The sequence below is a fragment of the Paenibacillus tritici genome (genome assembly GCF_018207515.1).
In the GTDB taxonomy this organism is placed as follows: Bacteria; Bacillota; Bacilli; order Paenibacillales; family Paenibacillaceae; genus Paenibacillus_AQ; species Paenibacillus_AQ tritici.
Genome location: NZ_CP073365.1, coordinates 4,461,505 through 4,486,746, shown reverse-complemented (window position 1 = coordinate 4,486,746; position 25,242 = coordinate 4,461,505). Strand labels below are relative to the sequence as shown.

Here is a 25,242-nt window from a genome sequence, read left to right as displayed (position 1 = left end):
TTAACCCTTGTGCGGGACGGATCAGACCGTTTCTGCCGGGGAGGTAAGACGTTATGAAGACGGACAAGGCGGCGTTAGTGCTGGCTTGCATCGCAGTAGTTATCGGAATTGGCAGTACGAACGGACCCGTGAAAGAGATGATTGCCGGGCTTAAGCCGCCGGCGGATGTTGCCGTGATGAGTTATGCTACAGCGCAGAGTAATGATGAACTGCGTGCGCAGATTACCCGCCGGGCCAAGGAGCTGAATGCAGCGCCGGTAGATGCTGTGGTGGACCGGGTATGGAAAGCCATACCCGGCTATAACGGTCTTGAAGTGGATGTGGAGGCCACCTACCGGAACGCGCTTTTGCGGGGGCCCACAGAGAACCTCAAGCTGATGTACCGTCAGATCAAGCCTAAGATATCGCTGAATGATCTGGGAGCACAGCCGATCTACCGAGGGAATCCGGCGAAGCCCATGGTGTCGCTGATGATTAATGTGGCCTGGGGGAATGAGTATATCGGGCCTATGCTGGATATTCTCGATGCGGAGAAGGTCAAGGTGACTTTTTTTCTGGACGGAAGCTGGCTCAGCCATAACAAGGAGCTTGCCGCCGAAATGCTGAAGCGCGGGCATGAGGTGGAGAATCATGCGTATACCCATCCTAAGATGAGTGCACTCAGCCGCGCGCGTGCCACTGCCGAAATCGAGAAGACGCAGAAGCTGCTGAAAGAGAGCCTGGGAGTGACGAATATCTGGTTCGCTCCGCCATCAGGGGACTTTAATCAGCAGACGGTGGAGATTGCCGCTTCGCTGGGACTGAAGACGGTGCTCTGGACACTGGATACGGTGGATTGGCGGCATCCGTCCCCGGAATCCATTATTGCCAAGATCAGCAGCAAAGCGGAGCCGGGTACCTTGGTGCTAATGCATCCTACTGCGTCCTCCTCCAAAGCGCTGAGAGGGATGATCCGGGGCATCAGAGCCAAGGGTCTGCAGCTCGGAACTGTCAGTCAGACGCTCTCCCCAGAGCGTATCGCTGCTCCCGAAGTTGAGTGAACGGACTATTTCTGATAGGATAAAAGGCGCGAATAATAAATACAGACAGATACAGGGCTGTACCAGGAGGATTTTACATTGGACAAAATATTATTATCGAACGGACTCCGCGTGGTTACCGAGAAGATCCCGACCGGCCGGTCCGTATCTTTCGGAATCTGGGTCAAGACGGGCTCCCGCAATGAGAATCCGCTGAACAACGGGATTTCCCATTTCATTGAGCATATGCTCTTCAAGGGGACTGACCGGTACAGTGCGAAGGATATTGCCGAACAGTTTGATGCGATTGGCGGCAACGTCAACGCTTTTACCTCGAAGGAATATACATGTTTCTATGCCAAAGTGCTGGATGAGCATCTGCCGATTGCCGTGGATGTGCTGGCGGATATGTTCTTCCGTTCACGGATGGATGCCGAAGAGCTGGCCAAGGAGAAAAATGTCATTTTAGAGGAAATCGCCATGTGCGAGGATACGCCGGATGATCTGGTCCATGAGTTGATGTGTGCCGCCGCTTACGGCGAACACCCGCTGGCCTACACCATTCTGGGACTCAAGGAACGTCTGCTGGAGATGACGCCTGACGACCTGCGTGCGTATATGAAGGAGCAGTACACCATTGAGAACACAGTAATCAGCGTAGCCGGTAATATCAATGACGGGCTGATCCAACTGCTCGAGCAGCATTTCGGTTCCTTTAAGAATCACGGGGAATCGCCTTCGCTGACCGAACCGGATTATCAGGGGGAGCTGGTCTTCCACAAGAAGAAAACAGAGCAGAATCATATCTGCATCTCCTTGCCGGGTGTCCAAAGCGGCGGTCCGCTGCAGTATCCTATGGCGCTACTAAATAATGCGTTCGGCGGCGGCATGAGTTCACGGCTGTTCCAGGAGATCCGCGAGAAACGCGGGTTGGCGTATTCCGTATTCTCCTACCATAGCGCCCAGGCGGATAGCGGTTTGTTCACGGTGTATGCCGGTACAGCGCCGAAGCAGACCAAGGAAGTTACAGAGCTGATCAAAGAGATGCTGCACGATCTTGCTGTTAACGGCCTTAGCGAAGATGAACTGCGTAAAGGCAAGGAGCAGCTCAAAGGCAGCCTGATTCTCAGTCTGGAGAGCACAGGCAGCCGGATGAACCGGATGGGCAAAAATGAACTGATGCTCGGAAGGCAGGATACGCTGGATGAGATGATAGCCAAGATTGAGGCCGTGACCATGGAGGATGTGGACACGCTGCTGGACTTCATGTTCGCGCAGCCGTTGTCTCTGGCGATGGTAGGTACAACAGATAAAGCGATAGCCAATGTTAGGAGAGATGATCTTGTCGCATTACGTGCAAATTAACAAGCTGCCGGGCAATGAGGATGTACTGCTGCCCCGTAAAATGTCCGAGCAGGCCTCGGGATATGATCTGTATGCCGCTGTAGGAGAGGCTGTGGTGCTTGCTCCGGGCGAGCGGAAGCTGATCCCCACAGGAATATCACTGGCGATGCCGGACGGGCTGGAGGCCCAGATCCGCCCGCGCAGCGGGCTGGCGCTGAAGCACGGCATCACATGCCTGAACACACCGGGGACCATTGATGCGGATTACCGGGGTGAGATTAAGGTGCTGCTGATCAATCTGGGACAGGAACCGTTTGCGATCGCCCGCAATGAGCGGATTGCCCAGATGGTATTCCAGGTTGTGCCGTCTGTGGTGATGGAGGAAGTCGCAGTGCTCTCTGAAACGGAGCGCGGTGCCGGCGGTTTCGGTCATACCGGTAAGTAAGCAGGGCTTAATTCTATAGCGATCATACAAAAGCTTGCGGAATCAGCACCTTCGGGTGCGTGTCCGCAAGCTTTTATGCGTTATTTGCCTTGATTCCAGGTCAAACTCAGTGATTTATATCCGTGCGGCAGGAATTCTTCTCCGCTCTTCACCCATTGGCTGAATCCGGCATATGATGCTCTATAGTCGAATGTGTATGTGGAAAGGAGCGTCATCCCTATGCTTACTGGCATCAGGATCGTGTTCCTGGGCGGGGACGCGAGACAGCTTGAAGTGATTCGGAAATGTGTGGAAATGGATGGGGCAGTAAGCGCTGCCGGGTTCGATAAATGGGATGCCCCAAGCCCGGGGGTAAACCTGGAACCACTGTCGGCAGAACTGCTCGGCCGTGCGGATGTGCTGGTGCTGCCGGCGGTCGGCTGCGATGATGAGGGTTACATTAATGCGCTGTTCTCTTCAGAACGCCTGCAATTGCGGGAGGAACATATCACTGCCTTGCCGGCTCATGCGACTGTGTATACCGGCATGGCCAAAACCTATTTGCGCGGCCTTTGTGCCGGACATTCGCTGAAGCTGGTGGAACTGCTGAACAGAGACGATGTAGCCATTTACAACTCCATTCCGACGGCGGAGGGAGCGCTGGTTATGGCTATCCAGAACACGGATTTTACAATACACGGCTCCACCTCGATGGTGCTGGGGATGGGCAGGACCGGCTTCACGATGGCCAGGACCCTCCAGGGAATGGGAGCAACGGTAAAGGTAGGCGTCAGAAAGCAGGAGCATTATGCAAGGGCAGCGGAAATGGGCTGGAAGCCTTTTATGACGGAGGATTTGCTGCTGCATGCGCCTGAAGCGGATCTGATCTTCAATACCATACCAAGCATGATTATCAACGCACAGGTTCTTTCACGGCTTCAAAAGCATTGCGTGATCATTGATTTGGCTTCCGCGCCGGGCGGATGTGATTTCCGTTATGCCGAGAAGCGCGGGATCAAGGCCATGCTGGCACCGGGACTTCCCGGCATTGTTGCCCCCAAGAGCGCCGGAATTATTATGGCAGGTGCACTGGTACAGTCGATATCGGACGAGACTTTAATCAGGGGGGATGAATGAATGGATTGGCACGGAAAAACAGTAGGTTATGCAATTACCGGCTCACACTGTACCTTCGCGGAGGTGATGCCGCAGATTCAGCGGTTCATGGACGGCGGCGCGAATGTGGTGCCGATTATTTCTGCTTCGGTGCTGAATACGGACACCCGCTTTGGAACCTCGGAAAATTGGTTAAAACAGTTGAAAGATATAACAGGGAATGATATCATTTCTACAATTGTTGAAGCGGAGCCGCTGGGTCCTTCCAAGCTCCTGGATGTGCTGACGATCGCTCCCTGCACAGGGAACACAACGAGCAAATTAGCGAACGCCATGACGGACAGTCCGGTGCTGATGGCTGCCAAATCGCAGATGCGCAACCAGCGTCCGCTGGTGCTGGCGATCTCGACGAATGATGGTCTGGGGCTCAATGCCGCGAATATTGCGAAGCTTCTGGTAGCCAAACATATCTATTTCGTCCCCTTCGGACAGGATAATCCCGAGGGTAAGCCGAATTCGCTGGTGGCGCGTATGGATCTCATTCCCGAGGCCTGCTACGCCGCCCTGCAGGGCCATCAGCTCCAGCCCATGCTGGTCGGACGGTTTCCTTCAGCATAGATCACGGAATCATAACGGATATGCCTCATTTCTGCCGTCCTCATCCCGGGGGCGGCACGTACAATTTTATGCTGGAGTTACATTTAAGTATCGCAACTACGAACACATCTGCTTCATGGGGTGATTTATTTCACGTAGGGTTCTGTAGGTTTGCTGAGAGAAGTAATGGAGGAATTATACATGGGTATTTTAGTGCAAAAATTCGGCGGAACCTCACTCTCCACACCGTTGGCCAGAGAACACGTAATCCGTCATGTCAAGCGTGAGCTGGCCAGCGGATTCAGCCTGGTGGTAGTAGTCTCGGCTATGGGCCGCAAAGGGGAACCGTACGCGACGGATACACTGCTGGATCTGGCAGTTCAAAGCGGGAACTCCCTGCCGGACCGGGAGCGGGATATGCTGATGTGCTGCGGGGAGATTATCTCGGCGGCCAATCTGTGCGGACTGCTGGAGCAGGAAGGTATTCGTTCGACGGTGCTGACAGGGGCGCAAGCCGGATTTCTGACAGATAACAGCTATGGCAATGCGAGAATTCTGGATGTGCGGACGGAACGTATTCTACGCGAATTACGTGAGCATAAAGTAGTTATAGTCACCGGCTTCCAGGGTCAGACTGAAGCAGGTGACTTCACCACCCTCGGCCGCGGGGGCAGCGATACCTCGGCAACAGCTCTCGGAGCTGCGCTGCGTGCGGATATGGTTGATATCTATACAGATGTGGACGGAATCCTCACTGCTGATCCGCGGATTGTCGAAGATGCGAAGCAGCTTACTTATGTCAGCTATACGGAAATTTGCAACATGGCTTATCAGGGGGCGAAGGTTATTCATCCCCGGGCTGTAGAGATTGCCATGCAGGCGCAGATTCCGGTGCGTGTACGCTCGACCTTCTCGGAAGCGGAGGGGACGCTGGTGACCCATCCGGAAGGCTTCAGCGACGTTTCGCATGGAGTGGTGGACCGGTTTGTCACGGGCATCGCCTATGTCAGCAATATCACGCAGATCTCCGTGGAATGCCCGGAGGGCAACGGAACCGGCGTGCAGCTGCAGATCTTCAAGAGCATGGCCGACAACGAGATCAGTGTTGACTTCATCAACGTAACTCCAAGTGAAGCGCTGTATACGGTGAATGATGATAAGTCAGAGCAGGCGATCGCTGTGCTGCAGGAGCTGGGGCTGCGTCCCAAGAGCTTGTCCGGCTGTGCCAAGGTCTCGGTAATCGGCGGAGGCATCAACGGTGTTCCGGGAATCATGGCGCGGATTGTTGAGGCGCTCAGCTCGCAAAATATCCAAATTCTGCAATCGGCAGATTCCAATACAACGATCTGGGTTTTGGTGAAGAAGGAAGATATGGTGCAGTCGGTTCGCGCGCTGCATACCAAATTTGAATTGCACCGCTGACAAGGAGGAATTCAAAGTGGATTTCGGAAGACTAATAACCGCAATGGTAACCCCGTTCGACGGGGAAGGAGAAATCAACTGGGAAGCAACTTCAAGGCTGGTTGACTATCTGATCGAAGAGCAAAAGTCCGCTGCACTGGTAGTCTGCGGAACAACCGGCGAATCGCCGACCTTAAGTGATGAGGAGAAGCTGCAGCTGTTTTCTTTTGTCAAAAAGCAAGCGGGCGGTCGCTGTAAAATCATTGCCGGTACCGGCAGCAACAGCACCAGACATTCTATTGAACTCACTAAGGAAGCTGAGAAAATCGGCGTAGACGGTGTCCTTCTGGTCGTCCCTTATTATAATAAACCCAATCAGGAAGGGCTCTACCAGCATTTCTCTGCGATCGCTGCTGCGACTTCGCTGCCTTGCATCCTGTACAATGTACCCGGCCGGACTACGGTGAGTATGAGTGTAGCTACGACACTGCGGCTGGCGGAGATTCCGAATATTGTGGCTACGAAGGAATGCGCGTCAGTCGATCAGATTACCTGGATTGCCTCTGCCTGCCCGGATGACTTCCATGTCTACTCCGGGGATGATTCTGCCGGTCTCGCCACGCTTGCCGTAGGCGGTCACGGAATTATCAGTGTGGCGAGCCATGTCGTCGGAGCAGAGATGCTGGAGATGGTTGAAGCCTTCACATCCGGTAATGTCAGCCGTGCAGGTGAGCTACACCGGAAGCTGTTTCCAGTCTTCAAGGGACTATTCGAATGTCCCCAGCCGCTACCTAATCCTTCAGCCGTCAAGTATGCGCTGGGTCTGCGCGGGGTCGATGTAGGCTCGGTCCGCCTGCCGCTGGTTCCCCCGACGGAAGAAGAGGCGGCCTTTATCGCCGCTTTGCTTAAATAGGAATCGTATTATATTCATAAGCAGATTCATACCGTTAACCGGCCGCTCTTTGGAGCGCCGGTTTTTTTATTTGTCTGCTCCGTATAAAGACTATGTAAAAAAAGCAAGCCCTAAAGCGCTTTTTTGCTTGTCTTTTCCTCAAATAATGGCTGTTTGTTAAGGAAAGAATAGGACCAGGCACAAGGTGACTTGTCTTTTGCCAAAAAAATCATGTATAATGAACTTAAGTGACTTGGTGCGGTTAAAATAAAATATGCGGTAATCTTCCGGCAATGTGAATTTGCATTGTGAGACAGGATAGGTCCTTGAATAAGTCTGTGCTAAATATGCCGGATTTACGCGCGAGGGGCGCGGTGGTGGAATTTTGACGGCGTTTGCCCGCTTCAAGACGATATTTACTGCCCGATTCGGGAGTTTAGACTTGCGCAATTATACAGGCTTATCGGAAATTCCTTGTCGAAATAAGGAGTTAACAGCATTTTGATGTATATTACAGCGCCGCTGAAATATTGAAGCTCATTGTTAACAAATAAAAAGTATGACGTCCAACATCATAGGAGGGTTAGATTCATTTGTCCAAAAAAAACAACAACGATAAACTGACGATATTCGCACTGGGCGGAGTCGGCGAAATTGGGAAGAACATGTACGTAGTTCAGTACGGCAACGACATTGTAGTCATTGATGCCGGTCTGAAATTCCCGGAAGAAGATATGCTTGGTATTGATATTGTAATACCGGATATCTCCTACCTCACTGAGAACCGTGACAAGGTAAGAGGGATTGTCCTTACCCACGGACATGAGGATCACATTGGCGGATTGTCTTATGTGCTTAAGAACCTGAATGTTCCGGTATACGGAACAAGACTTACCCTGGGCCTTGTCGAGAACAAGCTCAAGGAAGCTAACCTGCTTGGCGAAACCAAGCGGATTCTGATTGACGAGAATTCGGAAGTGGAGCTGGGTACTTCCCTTAAGGCAACCTTCTTCAGAACCAATCATAGTATTCCGGATTCTGTTGGAGTATGCGTCGAGACACCGGAAGGTAATGTAGTCCACACAGGTGACTTCAAATTTGACCACACGCCAGTCAACGGTCAATTTGCCAATCTGCACCGTATGGCAGAGATTGGATCGAAGGGTGTTCTGGCCTTGCTGTCAGACAGCACCAATGCCGAGAAGCCTGGCTTCACGCCTTCTGAGAAGAATGTCGGCATCGTGCTGGAGGATATTTTCCGCAAAGCTGAACAGCGTGTAGTTGTAGCAACCTTTGCTTCCAACGTGCACCGTATCCAGCAGGTAGTGAATGCTTCTGAAGCCACAGGCCGTAAGATTACAGTCATTGGCCGAAGCATGGTTAACGTAGTATCTATTGCTTCCGAGCTTGGGTATCTGCACATTCCTGATGGTATGCTGATTGAGCCTGAAGAGATGAACAGAATGGCCGGTAACCGTGTAGTTGTACTGTGCACAGGCAGCCAAGGCGAGCCAATGTCGGCACTGACCCGTATGGCGCGTTCCAGCCACCGTAAGGTAGATATCCTGCCGGGGGATACCGTTATTATTGCGGCTACACCGGTACCGGGTAATGAGAAATATGTAGGCCGTACCATTGATGAATTGTTCCGTCTGGGTGCCAACGTGATCTACAGCGGCTCCAACTCCGGCGTTCACGTATCCGGTCACGGCAGCCAGGAAGAGCTGAAGCTGATGCTCAACCTGATGAAGCCGAAGTATTTCATGCCTATTCACGGTGAATTCCGCATGCAGCGCAAACATGCGCTTCTGGCTGAATCCGTCGGCGTAGAACCGGGCAACATCTTCATCACCGAGCTTGGTGAAGTGATTGAAATTTCCGGAGGTGCAGCACGCAGAGCCGGTAAGGTTACTGCAGGCAACGTGCTGATTGACGGACTTGGTGTCGGCGATGTCGGCAATATTGTCTTGCGTGACCGTAAGCTGTTGTCCCAGGACGGTATTCTGGTAGTTGTGGTAACCCTCAGCAAGCAGAACGGAGCCATTGTCTCCGGTCCGGACATTATCTCACGCGGATTCGTATACGTACGGGAATCAGAAGGTCTCTTAGACGAAGCGAACCGGATTGTCTCCGGAACGCTGCAGCGTCTGATGAGTGAGAAGGTCAATGAATGGGCTTCCCTGAAGACCAGTGTCAAAGACTCGCTCGGCCGGTTCCTTTATGAGCAGACCCGCCGCAGACCGATGATCCTTCCGATCATCATGGAAGTGTAATTAAGAGCTTTTCTTAAGAATATATGCAGGGCAATAGCCCCTTCTTCCCGGAAATATTGGACGGTTTCCTGGGGAGGAGGGGCTTTTTGAGTTTTTTTTATCTGCCGGGAATAACATTTGGGCAAGCTGACCGTTATACAGGCAAGGAGGTGCAGAATGGAGCCTAAAGACATGGAGAAGGTGCTCCAACCCAAACTGGCGGAGATTCGCCGGTATTTGATCCGGCTCGGCGCCGAAGCCTCGGATGCTGAAGATATTGTGCAGGACACCGTGTATAAGGCGCTGCTGTATCTGGAGTCGATAGATGAGCACAAATTCAGCGCCTGGTTATATAAGGTTGCGATTAACCGGTATTTTGACTATTGCCGCAAACAGAAGAGGTATCTGTATAGCGGTGAAGAGGTGGAAGAACATCCGGCTAAGGAGCAGGAGCTGCCGGAGGCGGTTCTGCTGCGCAGGGAGCGGAAAGAGGAGATTGAGGGCGTGCTGGCCCGCTTGAATCCGGTCAACAAGCAGCTGATTTTGCTGAAATATGAAATGGAGCTGTCCTACAAGGAAATTTCCGCCCTGCTCGGCATTTCAGAAGCAACCGTGAAGGCTACGCTCTACCGGGCCAGACAGCAATTTCAACAATTATATGGAGGTGAGGGCGAATGACAGCCCCATGGGATGAAGCAGAAGACCAGAATATTATGCAGACCCTGAAGAAAACCAAACGGAAGAGTATGATCCGCAGCATCTTGATTTCACTCGGAGTCAGTTTGCTTACGCTGTTGATCGTCTTCTATGGAGCAGCACAGCTTGTAGGTCATCTGTCCATGAATGCCCACTATAGCGAACAGAAATACAGAATGATCAGCAGCCCTAATGAATTCGATTCCGGCTACAAGGATAACCGCGGCTTTTTGTCAGGCGTCCTGGAAATGAATACCTACAAGATTGTCGATGACGTACCTATCCCCTGGAAAACCAGATGGCTCAATTACAATCCCTGGTGGTTCCCCTTCACAACGGGTGCGTACGGCGGCGAGTCAAACCTGACTGTAGAAGATCCGCGTATGAAGCAGGAGGGGTACGAGTACTACCGGAATTATAATTCAGACAATGGACAACGAGAGATGGCCTTCTATATCCCGGGAGTCGATTACAACGGAAAGATCATCAATGATCTTCCCGAGTTGGACCGGATGAACGGAGACAAGCGGGTGGAGCTGTCCGTATCCTTCGATAAGGACTATTCATTTGAAGAGGCGAAAGGCCTGCTGCCCACAGGCATAAACCAGGTCTGGTACTGGGTGGACACGTATGATGACCGGGAAGGATTCAACTTCAAGCCCTATCCGAACGAGAATGACGCGAATAAACTGAATTACCCCACGCCGATGGGCCCAGGGTTCGGAGTCTACGGCTTTGGGAACCGGCCGGATTGGGATCAGGCGAAGCCCGAGGATTTCATCGGCACAGTGCAGGTTGGAGTGGACAAGAAAGACAATTATCACAGTGAATATGAGCGGATCTTCAATTATTTGAAAAAAGACAAGGCTGCACCGGAGGCCGGTGATATCCGTATTCTGGGCGTGGTCGTGACCGGCACCGCCGAAGAATTAAAGAGTCTTAAGGGCCAGAGCTACGTGCGCGGAGCAGCGCTGGGTGCGGTGGTGGATAAGTATTAAATACAGGGCGGCCGTTTATGAAGCGGCCGCTTTTTAATATATCTGCAGCTATATAGTGCATAAGGGAGTCCCCCGGAATGTCATACTAACAGAAATCAGAATGGCTGCCGCACAGGAGTACTGCAGTCAGAAGGGGAGAGCTGCGCACGATGGAATTTACAGAAGCAAATAATGCCGGCGGAGAGAGCAACGAAGAGACTTTGCCCGGCGAGGTTAAACCAGTTGTGAATGAGCCGGCTCCGGCAATGATACCTGGACCGGTGGGGGTGCTGAAGGAGCTTGGGCAAACGGCAGTTCCGGCAGGAGAGCCGGATATTTTTTGTATGACGATTATCGGGCAGATTGAAGGGCATTTCGTATTGCCGCCCCATAACAAAACAACGAAATATGAACATATCATTCCCCAGCTTGTTGCAGCCGAACAGAATAAGACGATCAAAGGGCTGCTGATAATCCTGAATACGGTTGGAGGAGATGTAGAGGCGGGACTGGCTATTGCCGAGATGATCGCTTCCTTGTCCAAGCCGACGGTAACGGTAGTAATCGGCGGAGGTCACAGCATTGGCGTACCGATCGCGGTATCCTCCACGTATTCGATTATTGCCGAAAGTGCGACCATGACCATTCATCCCATCCGGATGAACGGCCTGGTTATCGGAGTGCCGCAGACCTTCGAGTATATGGAGCGGATGCAGGAGCGGATGGTTAAATTTGTAACCTCACATTCCCGCATTACAGAATCCCAATTCAAGGATCTGATGTTCAAAACCGGAGAGCTCAACCGGGATATCGGCACCGCTGTAGGCGGACAGGATGCCGTCAGGTTTGGTCTTATGGATGAGGTGGGCGGTATTGGCGCCGCGCTGGCCCATCTGAACCGGATGATTGCCGCTGCGCCCCCGCTGATGAACGATACTCTTCCGCAAGGAGGGCTGACCCAATGACCTTTTATACGATTCTACCGATGGAGCAAGTCTTCGAGGGGGCGTTCAATTATGCCCAGTCCGTGCAGGAGATGACTATTCAAGGTGTTCTGATGCAGGTCGAGCTGCTGGATGGAGGTCAGGCGAGGGTGGTCCGGCTGCTGCAGTGTCCGCTGGATAAATATCTCGATGCTTCGTTCTCCCCCGGTGCCATCCTACAGTTAGACAAATAAGTACGAACAAGCAGCCTAAAGATGCATATTCTGACAAAAGAGAACATAGGTACGCCACGCCATTATATGGTATAATGTTGTCTCGGGGGTGGCTGGCGTGGCTAAACGGAGAAAGAAGAAGAAAAAAGCGCTGCTGGGCAGTGTTTTAAAATATGAAATCTACGGAATTCTGCTTATTACGATTTCCGTCATTGCCTTGTCGGGCGAAGCGGCTGTTGGACGCTCACTGTCAAGCATGGCGGGATACTTACTCGGCAGATTCTATTTTGTGCTGCCACTGGCGGGAACTTTTTACGGGCTGATGGTGATGATTCACCGGAAATGGCCTTCTGGCTGGAACAGCCGCTATACCGGGGGCCTGCTCCTCCTGCTGTCCATGTGCCTGATGAGTACTATTTCGGCGATGCAGCAAAAGCTCGGCCCGCTTGGTATGCTGCATCCGGGCAACGTACTGTCACAAATACATAATGATCTATTCGGCGCCCTCTCACCGGGCGCTGGCGACAGCAGTGTGTACATGCTGGGCAAGGACATCAGCGGGGGTTACATCGGAGCCCTTGAATATGCTGCACTGCTGTGGCTGTTCGGCAATCTGGGGGCCAAGCTGCTGATGATTGTGCTGCTGGCAATCAGTTTCATGCTGATCACCAACCTGTCTTATGTGGAGCTGTTTACCCTGCTCCGGGTTAGAACAGTCAAGCTGATTGAGGGAATTAAGCTCAGATCAGCGAACCGTCCGGCAGCCGTTCCGGTGGTGAACAGCAGACCTGCCAGAGCCAGCAGAGTCTCAGCCCCGGAGCCGGCAGATGATGAGGACTATTATGAAGACGATGACGGCTCTGATCAGCAGTTGCCCAGACGCGGACAGTCGAAGCTGCTGGATAGAGTGGCTGGCTGGTTCGGCGGGTCTGCCCGCAATGAACAGCCGGCAGACATGGAAGAACCAGAGGAGGCACTGCCGGATATCATCATTACAGATCCGCGGAACGGCCCGGTCATCTCTGGACTCGCCGCAGGCAGAGGCATTCCTCTTGAGGATGATGGCGAGGAGGACTTCCCGGACGACGAGCTGGAGCCTGTTACTCCGATTATTCGTGATTTCTTCGAGCATATCCGCGCTGAAGGGCTGAATGCCGAGGACAGGGAAGAATGGAGCGAGTTCTCACCGGCTGCGCGCGGCGGCGCTGTGACAGGGCCCGGAGCAGCGGAGCAGCGGACTCCGGCAGGAGACCCGGCATCCTTGGGGGATTCCGGTGAAGAAGCACTTCCTCTAGAGCTGGACGGACTACTGGAGACGGCAGAGCATAGCGAGCTGGCACCGATAGTTCCCCCGCCGCCGCCTCCCAAGCCGTACAAGCTGCCGTCCTTCCGTTTGCTTGCCAAGCCCAATAACGGGGCCAAGGCGGGGGATCAGAACGACTACATGCAGACGGCCCGCAAGCTGGAGGCCACACTGGAGAGCTTCGGAGTACGGGCTAAGGTGCTGGAAGTGGTCCGCGGACCGGCAGTGACCCGTTATGAGATTCAGCCGGATATCGGCGTGAAGGTCAGCCGGATTGTCAATCTTACCGATGACATTGCGCTTGCACTGGCAGCCAAGGATATCCGCATGGAAGCGCCGATTCCCGGCAAATCTGCGATCGGCATTGAAGTGCCGAATGCAGAGGTCTCGGTCGTCACCATGCGTGAAGTGATGGAGACACAGATTTTTCAGGATGCGGAGTCACGGCTGTCGATTGCCTTCGGACGGGATATCTCCGGGCAGACTATTATCGGCAATCTGGCCAAGATGCCCCATTTGCTGGTAGCGGGAGCTACCGGTTCCGGTAAGTCGGTCTGCATCAACGGGATTATTACAAGTATCCTGTATAAGGCTAAGCCGAATGAAGTGAAATTCCTCATGGTTGACCCTAAGATGGTCGAACTGAATGTATATAACGGCATTCCGCATCTGCTGGCTCCGGTAGTTACGGACCCCAAGCGTGCCAGTCTTGCCCTGAAGAAAATTGTGGTAGAGATGGAGAAGCGCTATGAGCTGTTCTCCAAATCAGGCACACGCAATATGGAAGGTTATAATACCTTAATGAAAGACAACCCGGCGGCAGTGCTGCCCTATATTGTTGTCATTGTGGACGAGCTGGCCGATCTGATGATGGTCGCTGCGAATGATGTGGAGGATGCGATCTGCCGGCTGGCCCAGATGGCGCGGGCGGCAGGAATCCACCTGATTATCGCCACACAGCGTCCTTCTGTGGATGTTATTACCGGGCTGATCAAGGCGAATATTCCGTCACGTATTGCCTTTGGCGTCTCGTCGAATGTCGATTCCCGGACCATTCTGGATATGCCGGGGGCCGAGAAGCTGCTCGGACGCGGGGATATGCTGTTCCTGCCGATGGGTGCTTCCAAGCCGATCCGTGTCCAGGGCGCATTCATGAGCGATCAGGAAGTGGAGACCATTGTCCAGTATGTCAGCAGCCAGGGGGAAGCGAATTACGATGAATCCCTTGTCCCTGAGGTAGACGATACCTTAACGGAAGATCAGGAGCCGCAGGATGAGCTGTATGAACAAGCGGTTCAGATTGTACTCGAAGCCAAGCAAGCCTCTGTATCGCTGCTTCAGCGGCGTATGCGGGTGGGCTACACGCGCGCTGCACGCCTAATCGACTCCATGGAGGCCAGAGGTGTTATCGGCCCTTACGAGGGCAGCAAGCCGCGTGAGGTGCTGATGTCGCTAGAGCAGTACCAGCACAGCAGACTGAGCTCCTAAACTGCAAAAGAGATGACCCAAGTTACGGGTCATCTCTTTTTTTGTACAACCATGAACTGTACTACTTCACCCGTGGGGCGGCAAGCAGGGCGTCCACAATGAAATCAAGCTGTGCGTTCAGGGAGTAAATATCGCTGTAATAGGATAATCCGAAGTCAATATTCATCAACCGGTCTTCTTTGACTGCGGGGATGCTGTTCCATAGCGGGTCCTTGGTCAGATCAGCCATACCGTCATAGGAGGAGCGGAAGATATAATCCCCGCTGTAGTCGGCCAGCACTTCGAAGGATACGGAATCACCGCCCATATCGCTCTTGGAATCAATTTTTTGCTGAAGGATCTCAGGTGCTTTCATTCCAAGATATTCATAAATGACCTGTGAACCCCGGCCGTACTGTTTGCTCATGACCACTACCATGCTGCGGTCTGAGCCGCCCTCCATGATGGAGACCGTGGAACCGAGGATTCCCGCTTCCTGCAGCTTCTGCTTACTGTCCTCTACTTTGGCCTTGAAGCTGTTCAACAGGGTGGTAGCCTGTTCTTCCTTGCCGAAAATATGTCCAATGAAACCTACCCGCTCATCGGTCGTCATCTTCTCATAAGGGACCAGCACTGTCGGTGCGATGTCATGCAGTGCTGCATAGGTTTCCTCAGAAGGAACGATAATCAGATCTGGATCAAGCGATAAGACAGCTTCCGGGCTGGCCTCGAACCAACTTCCTAACTTCTGTACATCTTTCAATTCGTTCTCGAAGGCAGCACCTTCATTTACACTAGAGACACCTACGGGCTTAATGCCCAGAGCCAGCACATCGCCCAGCAGATACAGCACCACGACACGCTGAGGCTCGGCAGGCACCACGACATCTCCTTTTACCGTAGAGATTGTCCGGGTCTGTGCCCCGGCAGCCGTGTTATCAGGGGACGTTGTAGCAGTTGCCGTCGCAGCAGGCGAAGAGGTAGGCGTGTTGCTGCCGCTGCCCGCTGTGGTCGTAGTGGCATTCCCTGAGGAACATGCACTTAACACTATGGTGAAGCATAACAACAAGGTGAACATTAGGGATGGTTTAGCCGTTCTGAACATGGATGACGCTCCTTTTAGATCATATTGATAATGATTATCATCATCAATATAACGAAGAGAGTCTTCACGGGCAATGTCATATACGGACAGGGCAGATGGCATATCCGGCCATAGGGAAGCAGAATGCAAAGAATTCTTATACCTCACCGGAGAGGTTCCGTAGTGCTTCTTGAACATTTTGCCGAAAGAATATGCATCCGGGTAGCCTACAGCAACAGCAATATCATGCAGTGTGGCCTCTGTGGCGAGCAGCAGCTCCCGGGCCTTGTCCATGCGGATCTGAACCAGATATTGGGCAGGACTGGTCTGAAGCCGCATCCGGAATAACCTTGACAAGGTCCTTGGACTGGTGCCCAGAGTGCTTGCGAGTGTATCGAGTGTTAACGGTTGGCTGTAAGAATCATGCATGTAGCGTACAGCCTGGTCCAGTACATCCGCTCTGAGTGGCTGCAGCTCCTGCCCCTGCATCTGATGAAGCAGCTCATGGACCCATTGATAGAACAGGGTTTTGGCATGAAGATGCTCCAGGACGCCGCCGGTTATCCATTCGCTGTACATCTGGTTCAGAATCTCGTACAGCGGCAGCGGATGGGCAGGGGTGAACAGAGATGGCTCTGCCACTAGCCCATTACCTTCCATAAGTGCTGCTACATGCTGCCGTGCGGGAAGGGTTAGCGTAGACCGGTACAAAATTAAGTAATAATCCAGAACATCCTGTGTCTTCAGCACTTGGACCATTGTACCTTTACCCCCATGAATAACGCTGAAACCGCTGATTTCATAAGGTATATCCTCTATAAGCACACTTGCACTACCGCGCACAATGTACATATATGTATTAGCCGGAAGGCGGTATTGCAGCGGAGGCTGTCCAGCAGTGAACGAGGCCTTACGGACATCAATCACTTCTATTAGTGCATGGTTCCACAGGACGATATGGTCCTTCAAATTCATGATTCTTCTCAACTCCTGTTGTTTCATATCCCGATTATAGTTGATAATCGTTCTCAGTTGCAATGAATTTACGCTCCGCCGCTTTGCGCTAATGTATAGGAAGTCCTGCCAGTCGTCATAATAACTTTAGCCATTCATGCAGAACTTACAAGAGAAAGGTAGAGCGAACCTCATGACAAAACAGAAACAGTGGATGATTGCCGCATTTACCCTGGCACTCGCAGCTGCACCGTTTGCCGGTGTAATCTTTGAAGATCATGACCTGGTTTATGCCAAGCCGTATGCCGCACCTCAGGCAGCAACCGGTACCGTTGATGGAGGGGAAGAAGCACTGCCCGCATTTGGCACAACCCCGCTTAAGCTTGGCTCCAGCGGACAGGATGTGTATGAGCTGCAGGGAAGATTGAAGCATCTTGGCTACTTCAACGGTAAGATTGACAGCAAGTTCGGAACCAAAACCAAAAGTGCCGTTACCTGGTTCCAGTGGAAATTCGGTCTCAAATCTGACGGGGTTGTCGGAGCCAAGACGAAGCTTAAGCTATACAATGCAACGACTGCCTGGAAGCCGACAGCGCCTGGGACGTCTACCGCCCAAAAGAAAGCCCCACCCAAGAACACGGCCAAATCCAATACTGCCGAGCTGTCTTCCGGCAACTCGATGGGCCTGTCCGAGAATGATCTGAAGATTATGGCCAACGCTGTTTATGGCGAAGCACGCGGTGAGCCCTTCGAAGGACAGGTGGCAGTAGCTGCAGTCATACTCAACCGCGTGAAGTCGCCCAGCTTCCCGAACACGCCTTCGGGGGTTATATTCCAGCCTGGAGCGTTCACGGCTGTAGCCGACGGGCAGATCTATCTGGAGCCTAATGAACAGGCACGCAAAGCCGTGCAGCAGGCACTAAGCGGCTGGGACCCGTCGGGCGGCTGTATCTATTACTTCAATCCCAAGACCGCGACCTCCAAGTGGATCTGGTCCCGTCCGCAGGTGAAGACCATCGGCGAGCATATTTTCTGCATGTAGCTGCCTGTATAAAATATTCCTGAGAGCAACCGGTACGCTGTCCTCCGGTTGCTTCCTTACTTTGGAATGGTTTAGAATGGATAATACTTCATAAACTTGTTATAACGCTTCTATCCACGCCGTAAAGGAGTTTTGGACTTGACAAATAATGGATTTCAACATGGCAGCGCCGCAGGCATCCGTATACACGTTCTGCCTACGAAGGCGTTCAAGACGTTCGCCATTTCACTTTATGCCGGCGTTCCGCTTGAGGAGAGTACAGTTACATCTACAGCGCTGGTTCCTTTTGTACTCCGCCGGGGTACTGCTTCATACCCGGAGACCACTGAGTTTCGCGAGCGTCTGGAGGAGTTGTATGGCGCAGGGTTCGGCTTCGATATTTACAAACGCGGAGATTATCAGATTGTCCAGTTCCGGATGGATACGATCAATGATTCCTTTGTGCAGAGCAAGGAGAGTCTGCTTGGGGAATCCTTTGCTTTTCTGGGAGAGGTGTTAACCCGTCCTCTGCTTGAGGATGGAAGCTTCCGGGCTTCTTATGTAGCCACTGAACGCGAGACCATCCGCAAGAAGCTGGAATCCATTGTAAATGACAAAATCCGTTACGCAGCCGAACGCTGCATTGAGGAAATGTGCCGCTTGGAGCCGTACCGTCTGCATCCCCTCGGCCAGCGGGCCGATCTCGATGGCATCACGCCTGAATCGCTGTATCAGAGCTACAACTCCTGGCTGAACGGAGCTACACTTGATCTGTATGTGGTTGGTGATACTACACCCGAGGAGGTTGAGAAGCTGGTTGTGGCCCACTTCGGCCGGGCGCGGCATTCCGAATCTGCACCTTATGTCTCCAATTTCACTCCGGTAACGGTTACGGAAGTACGGACGGTGGAAGAGAAGCTGGATGTGAATCAAGGCAAGCTGAATATGGGGCTGCGGACTTCAATTACTTACAAGGATGACAGTTACGCTTCTGCGCTGATGTACAACGGTATCCTTGGCGGTTACCCGCATTCCAAGCTGTTCGTCAATGTGCGCGAGAAGGAGAGCTTGGCTTATTACGCCTCTTCCCGTTATGACGGACATAAGGGCATCGGGACGATTCAATCGGGGATCGAGAGCCAGAACTACGGCAAAGCCGTTGATATTATCCGCAAGCAGCTGGATGAACTGAAGGCCGGTAATATCAGTGAGCTTGAGCTTAGCCAGACCAAAGCGATGATCCGCAACCTTTTGTCCGAAATTCAGGATTCCGCGTTCGAGATGATCTCCTTCGATTTCAACCGCCAGCTGTCCGGCAAAGACCGTACTGCACAAGAGCTGATGGACCAGGTGGATAGCCTTGGAGCGGCAGAAGTGAAGGCAGCAGCGGATACTTTCGAGCTGGATACGATTTATTTCCTGACAGGGAAGGAGGAATAAGGGTGGAGAAGCTCCATTACGAAAGACTTCAAGAAACACTCTATCACGAGGTTATGGATAACGGTCTGCAGGTGTATGTGCTGCCGAAGCCGGCTTTTCTCAAAACCTATGCCACCTTTGCGACACAATACGGTTCGGTAGACAATCACTTTAAGGTTGCGGGCGGTGAAGAGACTACAGTACCTGACGGAATTGCCCACTTCCTGGAGCATAAAATGTTTGAGGAGCCGGAAGGCGACATATTTGCCACCTTTGCTTCCAATGGTGCGTCCGCGAACGCCTTCACCAGCTTTGACCAGACGGTATATCTGTTCTCTGCGACGGAGAACATTGAGCAGAATCTCAGCACCCTTGTTGATTTTGTACAGCGTCCTTACTTCACGGATGAGAATGTGGAGAAGGAAAAGGGAATCATTGGCCAGGAAATTAATATGTATGCCGACAATCCCGACTGGCGCGTATATTTCGGTCTGATTGAAGCCATGTACGCCACCCATCCGGTGCACATTGATATTGCCGGAACCATCGAGTCGATCTCAACCATTACCAAAGAAACGCTGTATACCTGCTACAATTCCTTCTACCATCCCAGCAATATGCTGCTGTTCATTGTCGGGGGCGTTGATCCTGAGAAGGTATTTGAACTGATCCGCAATAATCAGAAGGGCAAGAGCTATGAGAAGCAGGGCGAAATTACCCGCATCTTCGATCCGGAGCCGCAAGAGGTGGCCTCGAAGCATGTGGAGAGCAGGCTGGCGGTCTCGATTCCCAAAATGATGTTCGGGTTCAAGGAGAAGGTGGATGGGCTTACCGGTGAAGCGGCAGTGCGCCGTGACCTGACGACCAAGCTGATGCTGGATCTGCTCTTCGGCAGCAGTACAGCGCTGTATCAGAAGCTCTATGATGAGGAATTGATCTCAGACAGCTTCGGTCATGAATTCAACAGCTCCCCGCAGTATGCGTTCTCGGCGATCGGCGGTGACACCAAAGATCCGGGTCTGCTGCTGGAGCGGATCAAGGAAGAAGTCGGACTTATTCTGGAGAAGGGCTTCGCCGCCAAGGATTTCGAGCGTGCCCGCAAAAAGAAAATCGGCGGCTTCCTGCGGATGCTGAATTCGCCTGAGAGCATTGCCCATGAGTTCACGCGTTACCAGTTCCGCGGAGGAGATCTGTTTGAAGTGCTTCCCCTGTATGAATCGATCACTCTGGATGAAGTGAATGCCCGGCTCCATGACCATGTCGATTGGGAGCAGCTGGCTGTGTCGCTTGTGGTGAGTCCTTAATGTCATTACCGGGAGAGGACAGCAAACCGATTGGCGAAATGACAGTGCTCATTACCGGGGGCAGCGGGGGAATCGGCGGAGCGATCGCCGAGCGTTTTGCTTCGGTGGGAATGAACATCGTGATTCATTATATGAACTCGCATGAAGCGGCAAATGATGTGGCGCGGCGCTGTATGGCGCTGGGTGCGAAGGTTATGACAGTGGCTGCGGACATGAAAGACCGCAGCCAGCTTGTACGTATGGCCGAGAGGCTTGCCGCGAGCGGCATGATGCCGGATATTCTGGTCAACAATGCGGGGAAAGCACACTATGGGATGTTAGCCGATCTGACCGAAGAAGAGTGGGACGATATTATGGCGGTGAACCTGAAGGGCACCTTTATGTGCAGCCAGATCTTCATGCCTTATATGGTTACGCAGCGTTACGGGCGGATTATTAACGTGTCTTCGGTGTGGGGGATCTCCGGCGCTTCCTGTGAAGTGGCGTATTCGGCGAGTAAGGGCGGGGTGAATGCTTTTACCAAGGCGCTTGCCAAGGAACTGGCACCCTCCAAGGTTACTGTGAACGCTGTGGCGCCCGGAGCGGTCCAGACGGCTATGCTGGCTAATCTGCAGGCGGATGAGGTGAAGATGCTGGAGGATGAGATTCCTGCGGGGAGACTGGCTTCTCCTGAGGACATTTCATCACTTGTTTATTTTCTGGCTCTGCCTGAATCGGGTTATATCACCGGTCAGATCATCAGTCCGAACGGCGGCTGGATCACTTAACTCACTTATCAATGCCAACCATGAGGTTCTGGAGAAATGCTCCAGCATAAGAAATTCCGGCTTGAGACATATTATAACTGTTGCTTTTAAATCTCAATATCATTACAAACCTGAGGAGGATTTAAGATGTCAACAGATTCCGTAGTGAAGAACTTTGATACCTGGAAAAGCTTTCTGGGAGACCGGGTCATTCAGGCCGAAAAAATGGGGATGAGCGACGAGACCATCACCAAGCTGGCTTTTGAAATCGGGGAATTCCTCGACAAGAAGGTCGATCCGGGCAACTACTCCAACCGGGCCATCAAAGAGCTGTGGGATGTAGGAACCGATGATGAGAAGCATACCATTGCCGGACTCATGGTCAAACTGGCGAAGAAAAACGCATAGGTACGCGGATGAAGCTCCCCTTGCGGGAGCTTTTCTGCAATTATTACAATCGTGTCCTTGCCTTTCAAAATTTTTTTATATATCATTAACATGACCCGGGTGCCGGAGACGGCATATTAGGGAAAAGGAATCTATGAGGTGCGCAAAAGTGGAATATAAACAGTGGTATATGGAGTACAAGATACATAAGAACAGACCCGGTCTGTTAGGCGACATCGCTTCTATGCTGGGGATGCTGGAAGTCAACATTCTGACGATTAATGGCGTAGAAGGCAAGACACGCGGAATGCTGCTGGAAACAAGCGATGATGAGAAGATCATGCTGATGGGCGAAATGCTCAAAAAAGTTGATAATATAACGGTTACGGCACTGCGTACTCCTCGGCTTGTGGATAGGCTTGCCGTCCGGCATGGACGATATATTGACCGTGATTCAGATGACCGCAAGACCTTCCGCTTCACCCGGGATGAGCTCGGACTGCTGGTGGATTTCCTGGGCGAGCTGTTTAAAAGGGAGGGCAATCAGGTTATAGGACTACGTGGTATGCCCCGGGTAGGGAAGACGGAATCTATTATTGCCGGAAGCGTCTGTGCCATGAAGCGCTGGACGTTTGTTTCCTCTACGCTTCTGCGGCAGACGGTCCGCAGCCAGCTGGCTGAAGATGAGCTGAACCCGCATAATGTATTTATCATTGACGGCATTGTCAGCACCATCCGCTCCAATGAGAAGCACTATAACCTGCTGCAGAATGTCATGGCTATGCCGAGCACCAAGGTGATTGAGCATCCTGATATTTTCGTGCGGGAGTCGGAGTACACCTTCGATGATTTTGATATCATTATTGAGCTGCGCAATACACCGAACGAAGAGATATTGTACGAGTCGTTTACGACAAGCTACAGTGAAGATCTTTAACATAATGGGCGTATGCTTCCGGAGCGAGTTTTGTACGAAGCTCATTCAGAGAAGCAGCGCTAACATAACTTTTAGGAGGTGATGGTATGTCGGAACTGGGCCGGCATTTGAAGGAAGCTCGTCTGCAAAAAGGGATGAGTCTTGATGATGTCCAGGAAGTAACAAAGATCCGCAAAAAATATTTGGAAGCCATCGAAGCAGGTGATTATAAAGTGCTTCCGGGCAGCTTTTATGTCCGGGCCTTTATCAAAACCTATGCAGAGGCGGTCGGGGTTAACCCGGATGAATTAATGGAGGAGCACGGCAATGTCCCGGCAGCTCCTGTCGATACTACTATGGAGACCGTAATCCAGAAGCGGAGCCGCAAGCCCGAAACGGAACGCAATGCCAAGTGGCTGCCAACCTTGCTCATGTGGACCTTCCCGGTTCTTATCCTGGTGGTCATCTATCTGTATGCATCTTCAACGCTGAATGATTCAGAGCCGGAACAAGCGGATTCAGGAAGTATGACTACCGCAACACAAGATCCGGCCAAAGTGAAGCCTTCGGCCACCGCTGCTGGGGGCGGCGGGGCAGTGCCAACACCAACAGCTGATGCGGCAGCCACTGCCAATCCGGAAGCATCGGCAACTGTGGCACCTACGGCTTCTCCAGAGCCATCGCCGTCACCGTCGTCTTCCCCGGGGTCCGTCACCGTTACCCAGGACCGTAAATCGGGCAAAACGACTATCTATAAGGTCTCGGCACCTGCCGGAACCGAGGTTAAGGTTGAGATTGCCTCAACCGGAGTCAGCTGGCTTGAAGTCTACCAGGGCGAGAACTCCAAGGGGGAGAAGCTCAGCTTCGGGAACACTAAGGCCGGGGATAATCTGAGCTTTACACTGGGCAGTCAAGGCATGTATATCAAATCCGGTTATTCACCGGCTACAACGATTACAGTGAACGGACAGGCCGTTACCGACGGCAAAACCTCATCACGTCTGCTTCTTGAACTGGATAGCAGCGGGGATGGTGCTGCGAACGGTGCCACGGACGGAAGTACTTCAGCAGAATAGTAAATCCGATGTATAGTCTTTGGCGGATTGGAGAACCTAGAAGTGTTTAACAGTTCTAACGCCAAAGTGAGGTGTATTCTCTCATGACCGTCAGCTGGATTGTTACAGGGCTTGGCATTATTGTCAGTCTCTTGGGGTATTATTTGACACCGAGCGCCTGGGGATATGGTATTCTGGGCTTTGGACTGGCACATGTTCTGCTGGGAATTCTGGATATGTTCCGGGCTCCTGCACGCAGCAGATAATATTCAGATGTGAGCGTCTCCCGGCGGTAATTCCGGGAGGCGTGTAATCTTTCTCGCTGAAACGGGTGCGTCCTTCAAAAGGATGGCATCCGTTTCTACTTGTGTATCCGGGGGCTCTTTTCCATTATTAGACTTAAGAGCCCCTATCTCATATAATAGGAACAGACTAATTGTAGTAAAGGATGTGGAATCATGAGTTCCGAAAGTTCATTTGACATTGTATCCAAGATGGATATGCAGGAATTGACCAATGCGGTTCATCAGACCGAGAAGGAAATTGACAACCGGTTTGATTTCAAGAACAGCAAAAGCAGCCTGAAGCTGGAGAAGGATGCGCTTGTAATCGCCTCAGAGGATGAATACAAGCTGAATGCCGTGATTGATATTCTCCAGACAAAGATGGTTAAGCGGGGAATTACGCTGAAGAATATGGATTTCGGCAAAGTTGAGCCCGCTTCACTCGGCACTGTACGCCAGCGGCTGGGTCTGCGGCAAGGGATTGACCAGGAGAATGCGAAGAAGATCAACATCCTGATCCGCGACTCCAAGCTGAAGGTCAAGAGCACGATCCAGGGCGATCAGATCCGTGTTACCGGCAAAAGCCGTGATGATCTTCAGCAAATTATCCAGCTCTTGCGCAAAGCTGATTTGCCGCTGGATTTGCAGTTTAACAATTTAAAGTAAGACTATGTACCCCGCAGTGTATACGTACTTTACTTGCGGGGTGCTTTATGTTTTTTTGACACTTATTTAGGGCTATAATATACTAGCTAAGCAGTTTTGAAGAAAATGCTGGAATATCGGATTCGTCTAGACTAGGGGAGGAAACTTCAGTGAATTTACCCAACCGTATCACATTAGCACGTATTTGCCTTATCCCAATCATGATGTTTTTTCTGCTGGTGGACTTCAGCTTCTATCCGGAACCGATACATTGGGGCTCCTTTCAGCTTTCCATTAATCATTTGGTCGCGGCAGTTATCTTTCTGCTTGCAGCCAGTACAGATGGAATTGACGGTTACATAGCCAGAAAGTATAACATGGTCACCAATCTGGGCAAGCTGCTTGATCCGCTGGCGGACAAACTGCTGGTCTCGGCAGTGCTGATCTCGCTTGTGGAGCTGGGCCGCTGCGATTCCTGGATTGCTATTGTCATCATCAGCCGCGAGTTCGCCGTGACCGGCCTGCGCCAGGTGGCGCTGCTTGAAGGGAAGGTTGTGGCTGCAAGCAAATGGGGCAAGATAAAGACAGTCATTCAGATCGTCGCTATTTCGCTCCTGCTCCTTAACAACTTCCCGTTCCAGTTCGTCAGCATTCCTGTGGATGATATTGCGATCTGGGCAGCAGCCCTTATCACCATATATTCAGGTGTTGATTATTTCGTGAAGAACAAGGATCTGCTTGAATTTGATAAAGCCTGAGGCGCGCTGCGCAGCTTGAATCTTG

At 52.1% G+C, this 25,242-nt stretch carries 24 protein-coding genes; 23 read left to right on the top strand and 1 reads right to left on the bottom strand.

Features of this window, described 5'->3' with window-relative positions; genetic code table 11:
- The first annotated feature begins 53 nt into the window (after positions 1-53).
- The 13 genes from KDC22_RS19285 to KDC22_RS19225 all read left to right on the top strand — a co-directional run bounded on the left by KDC22_RS19285 (position 54) and on the right by KDC22_RS19225 (position 14,665).
- The gene (locus KDC22_RS19285) at positions 54-1,040 is read left to right on the top strand and encodes a polysaccharide deacetylase family protein (protein WP_211720042.1); all 987 of its coding nucleotides are present in this window, start codon (positions 54-56) and stop codon (positions 1,038-1,040) included.
- Positions 1,041-1,118: 78 nt separating this feature from the next.
- Positions 1,119-2,384, top strand: coding sequence for a M16 family metallopeptidase (locus tag KDC22_RS19280; protein ID WP_211720041.1), 1,266 nt, complete (start codon positions 1,119-1,121; stop codon positions 2,382-2,384).
- Positions 2,362-2,808: a dUTP diphosphatase gene (gene dut / locus KDC22_RS19275; RefSeq protein WP_211720040.1), complete on the top strand. Its 447-nt coding sequence runs from the start codon at positions 2,362-2,364 to the stop codon at positions 2,806-2,808. Before KDC22_RS19280 ends, dut begins: the two co-directional genes overlap by 23 nt.
- A gap of 219 nt (positions 2,809-3,027) precedes the next feature.
- Positions 3,028-3,924, top strand: coding sequence for a dipicolinate synthase subunit DpsA (dpsA, locus tag KDC22_RS19270; RefSeq protein WP_173133348.1), 897 nt, complete (start codon positions 3,028-3,030; stop codon positions 3,922-3,924).
- The gene (locus KDC22_RS19265) at positions 3,925-4,521 is read left to right on the top strand and encodes a dipicolinate synthase subunit B (RefSeq protein WP_173133350.1); all 597 of its coding nucleotides are present in this window, start codon (positions 3,925-3,927) and stop codon (positions 4,519-4,521) included.
- 180 nt (positions 4,522-4,701) lie between these two features.
- Positions 4,702-5,922, top strand: coding sequence for an aspartate kinase (dapG, locus tag KDC22_RS19260; RefSeq protein WP_173133352.1), 1,221 nt, complete (start codon positions 4,702-4,704; stop codon positions 5,920-5,922).
- Positions 5,923-5,938: 16 nt separating this feature from the next.
- A complete protein-coding gene (gene dapA / locus KDC22_RS19255) occupies positions 5,939-6,814 on the top strand; it encodes a 4-hydroxy-tetrahydrodipicolinate synthase (RefSeq protein WP_173133354.1) in 876 nt (291 codons plus the stop codon).
- Between the two features lie 572 nt (positions 6,815-7,386).
- Positions 7,387-9,066, top strand: coding sequence for a ribonuclease J (locus KDC22_RS19250; protein WP_173133356.1), 1,680 nt, complete (start codon positions 7,387-7,389; stop codon positions 9,064-9,066).
- A gap of 156 nt (positions 9,067-9,222) precedes the next feature.
- A complete protein-coding gene (locus tag KDC22_RS19245; protein ID WP_211720039.1) occupies positions 9,223-9,723 on the top strand; it encodes an RNA polymerase sigma factor in 501 nt (166 codons plus the stop codon).
- Positions 9,720-10,739: an anti sigma factor C-terminal domain-containing protein gene (locus KDC22_RS19240; RefSeq protein WP_211720038.1), complete on the top strand. Its 1,020-nt coding sequence runs from the start codon at positions 9,720-9,722 to the stop codon at positions 10,737-10,739. The genes KDC22_RS19245 and KDC22_RS19240 overlap by 4 nt, the downstream gene beginning before the upstream one ends.
- Before the next feature lie 149 nt (positions 10,740-10,888).
- Positions 10,889-11,683, top strand: a complete 795-nt coding sequence (locus tag KDC22_RS19235) for a ClpP family protease (RefSeq protein ID WP_281424902.1) — start codon at positions 10,889-10,891, stop codon at positions 11,681-11,683.
- Positions 11,680-11,895 (top strand): YlzJ-like family protein, encoded by a 216-nt coding sequence (locus tag KDC22_RS19230; RefSeq protein WP_173133362.1) that lies wholly within the window; start codon positions 11,680-11,682, stop codon positions 11,893-11,895. Before KDC22_RS19235 ends, KDC22_RS19230 begins: the two co-directional genes overlap by 4 nt.
- A gap of 97 nt (positions 11,896-11,992) precedes the next feature.
- Entirely contained in the window at positions 11,993-14,665 is a 2,673-nt protein-coding gene (locus KDC22_RS19225; RefSeq protein ID WP_211720037.1) for an FtsK/SpoIIIE family DNA translocase, read from the top strand.
- Positions 14,666-14,726: 61 nt separating this feature from the next.
- Here the strand turns inward: KDC22_RS19225 and KDC22_RS19220 are convergent, their stop codons facing one another.
- Positions 14,727-16,703: an AraC family transcriptional regulator gene (locus KDC22_RS19220; RefSeq protein WP_246552761.1), complete on the bottom strand. Its 1,977-nt coding sequence runs from the start codon at positions 16,701-16,703 to the stop codon at positions 14,727-14,729.
- A gap of 172 nt (positions 16,704-16,875) precedes the next feature.
- Here KDC22_RS19220 and sleB point away from each other — a divergent pair, with 172 nt between their 5' ends.
- The 10 genes from sleB (at position 16,876) to pgsA (ending at position 25,217) form a co-directional block, all read left to right on the top strand.
- The gene (gene sleB / locus KDC22_RS19215) at positions 16,876-17,724 is read left to right on the top strand and encodes a spore cortex-lytic enzyme (protein WP_211720036.1); all 849 of its coding nucleotides are present in this window, start codon (positions 16,876-16,878) and stop codon (positions 17,722-17,724) included.
- Between the two features lie 138 nt (positions 17,725-17,862).
- Positions 17,863-19,143: an EF-P 5-aminopentanol modification-associated protein YfmF gene (yfmF, locus tag KDC22_RS19210; RefSeq protein WP_211720035.1), complete on the top strand. Its 1,281-nt coding sequence runs from the start codon at positions 17,863-17,865 to the stop codon at positions 19,141-19,143.
- 2 nt (positions 19,144-19,145) lie between these two features.
- Positions 19,146-20,426, top strand: coding sequence for an EF-P 5-aminopentanol modification-associated protein YfmH (yfmH, locus tag KDC22_RS19205; RefSeq protein WP_211720034.1), 1,281 nt, complete (start codon positions 19,146-19,148; stop codon positions 20,424-20,426).
- Complete coding sequence (gene ymfI / locus KDC22_RS19200; protein ID WP_173133388.1) at positions 20,426-21,193, top strand: elongation factor P 5-aminopentanone reductase; 768 nt, start codon at positions 20,426-20,428, stop codon at positions 21,191-21,193. The genes yfmH and ymfI overlap by 1 nt, the downstream gene beginning before the upstream one ends.
- A 126-nt stretch (positions 21,194-21,319) precedes the next feature.
- Positions 21,320-21,580: a DUF3243 domain-containing protein gene (locus KDC22_RS19195; protein WP_036692667.1), complete on the top strand. Its 261-nt coding sequence runs from the start codon at positions 21,320-21,322 to the stop codon at positions 21,578-21,580.
- Between the two features lie 148 nt (positions 21,581-21,728).
- Complete coding sequence (locus tag KDC22_RS19190) at positions 21,729-22,496, top strand: DUF3388 domain-containing protein (protein WP_173133391.1); 768 nt, start codon at positions 21,729-21,731, stop codon at positions 22,494-22,496.
- 86 nt (positions 22,497-22,582) lie between these two features.
- Positions 22,583-23,551: a RodZ domain-containing protein gene (locus KDC22_RS19185; RefSeq protein ID WP_211720033.1), complete on the top strand. Its 969-nt coding sequence runs from the start codon at positions 22,583-22,585 to the stop codon at positions 23,549-23,551.
- A gap of 83 nt (positions 23,552-23,634) precedes the next feature.
- Positions 23,635-23,796, top strand: coding sequence for a hypothetical protein (locus tag KDC22_RS19180; protein WP_173133397.1), 162 nt, complete (start codon positions 23,635-23,637; stop codon positions 23,794-23,796).
- A 192-nt stretch (positions 23,797-23,988) separates the two neighbouring features.
- Positions 23,989-24,480 carry a YajQ family cyclic di-GMP-binding protein gene (locus KDC22_RS19175; protein ID WP_036724757.1) on the top strand — a complete coding sequence of 164 codons (492 nt, stop codon included), beginning with the start codon at positions 23,989-23,991 and terminating at the stop codon, positions 24,478-24,480.
- A gap of 149 nt (positions 24,481-24,629) precedes the next feature.
- On the top strand, positions 24,630-25,217 hold the full coding sequence (gene pgsA, locus KDC22_RS19170) for a CDP-diacylglycerol--glycerol-3-phosphate 3-phosphatidyltransferase (RefSeq protein WP_173133400.1): 588 nt from the start codon (positions 24,630-24,632) through the stop codon (positions 25,215-25,217).
- Positions 25,218-25,242 lie beyond the last annotated feature (25 nt).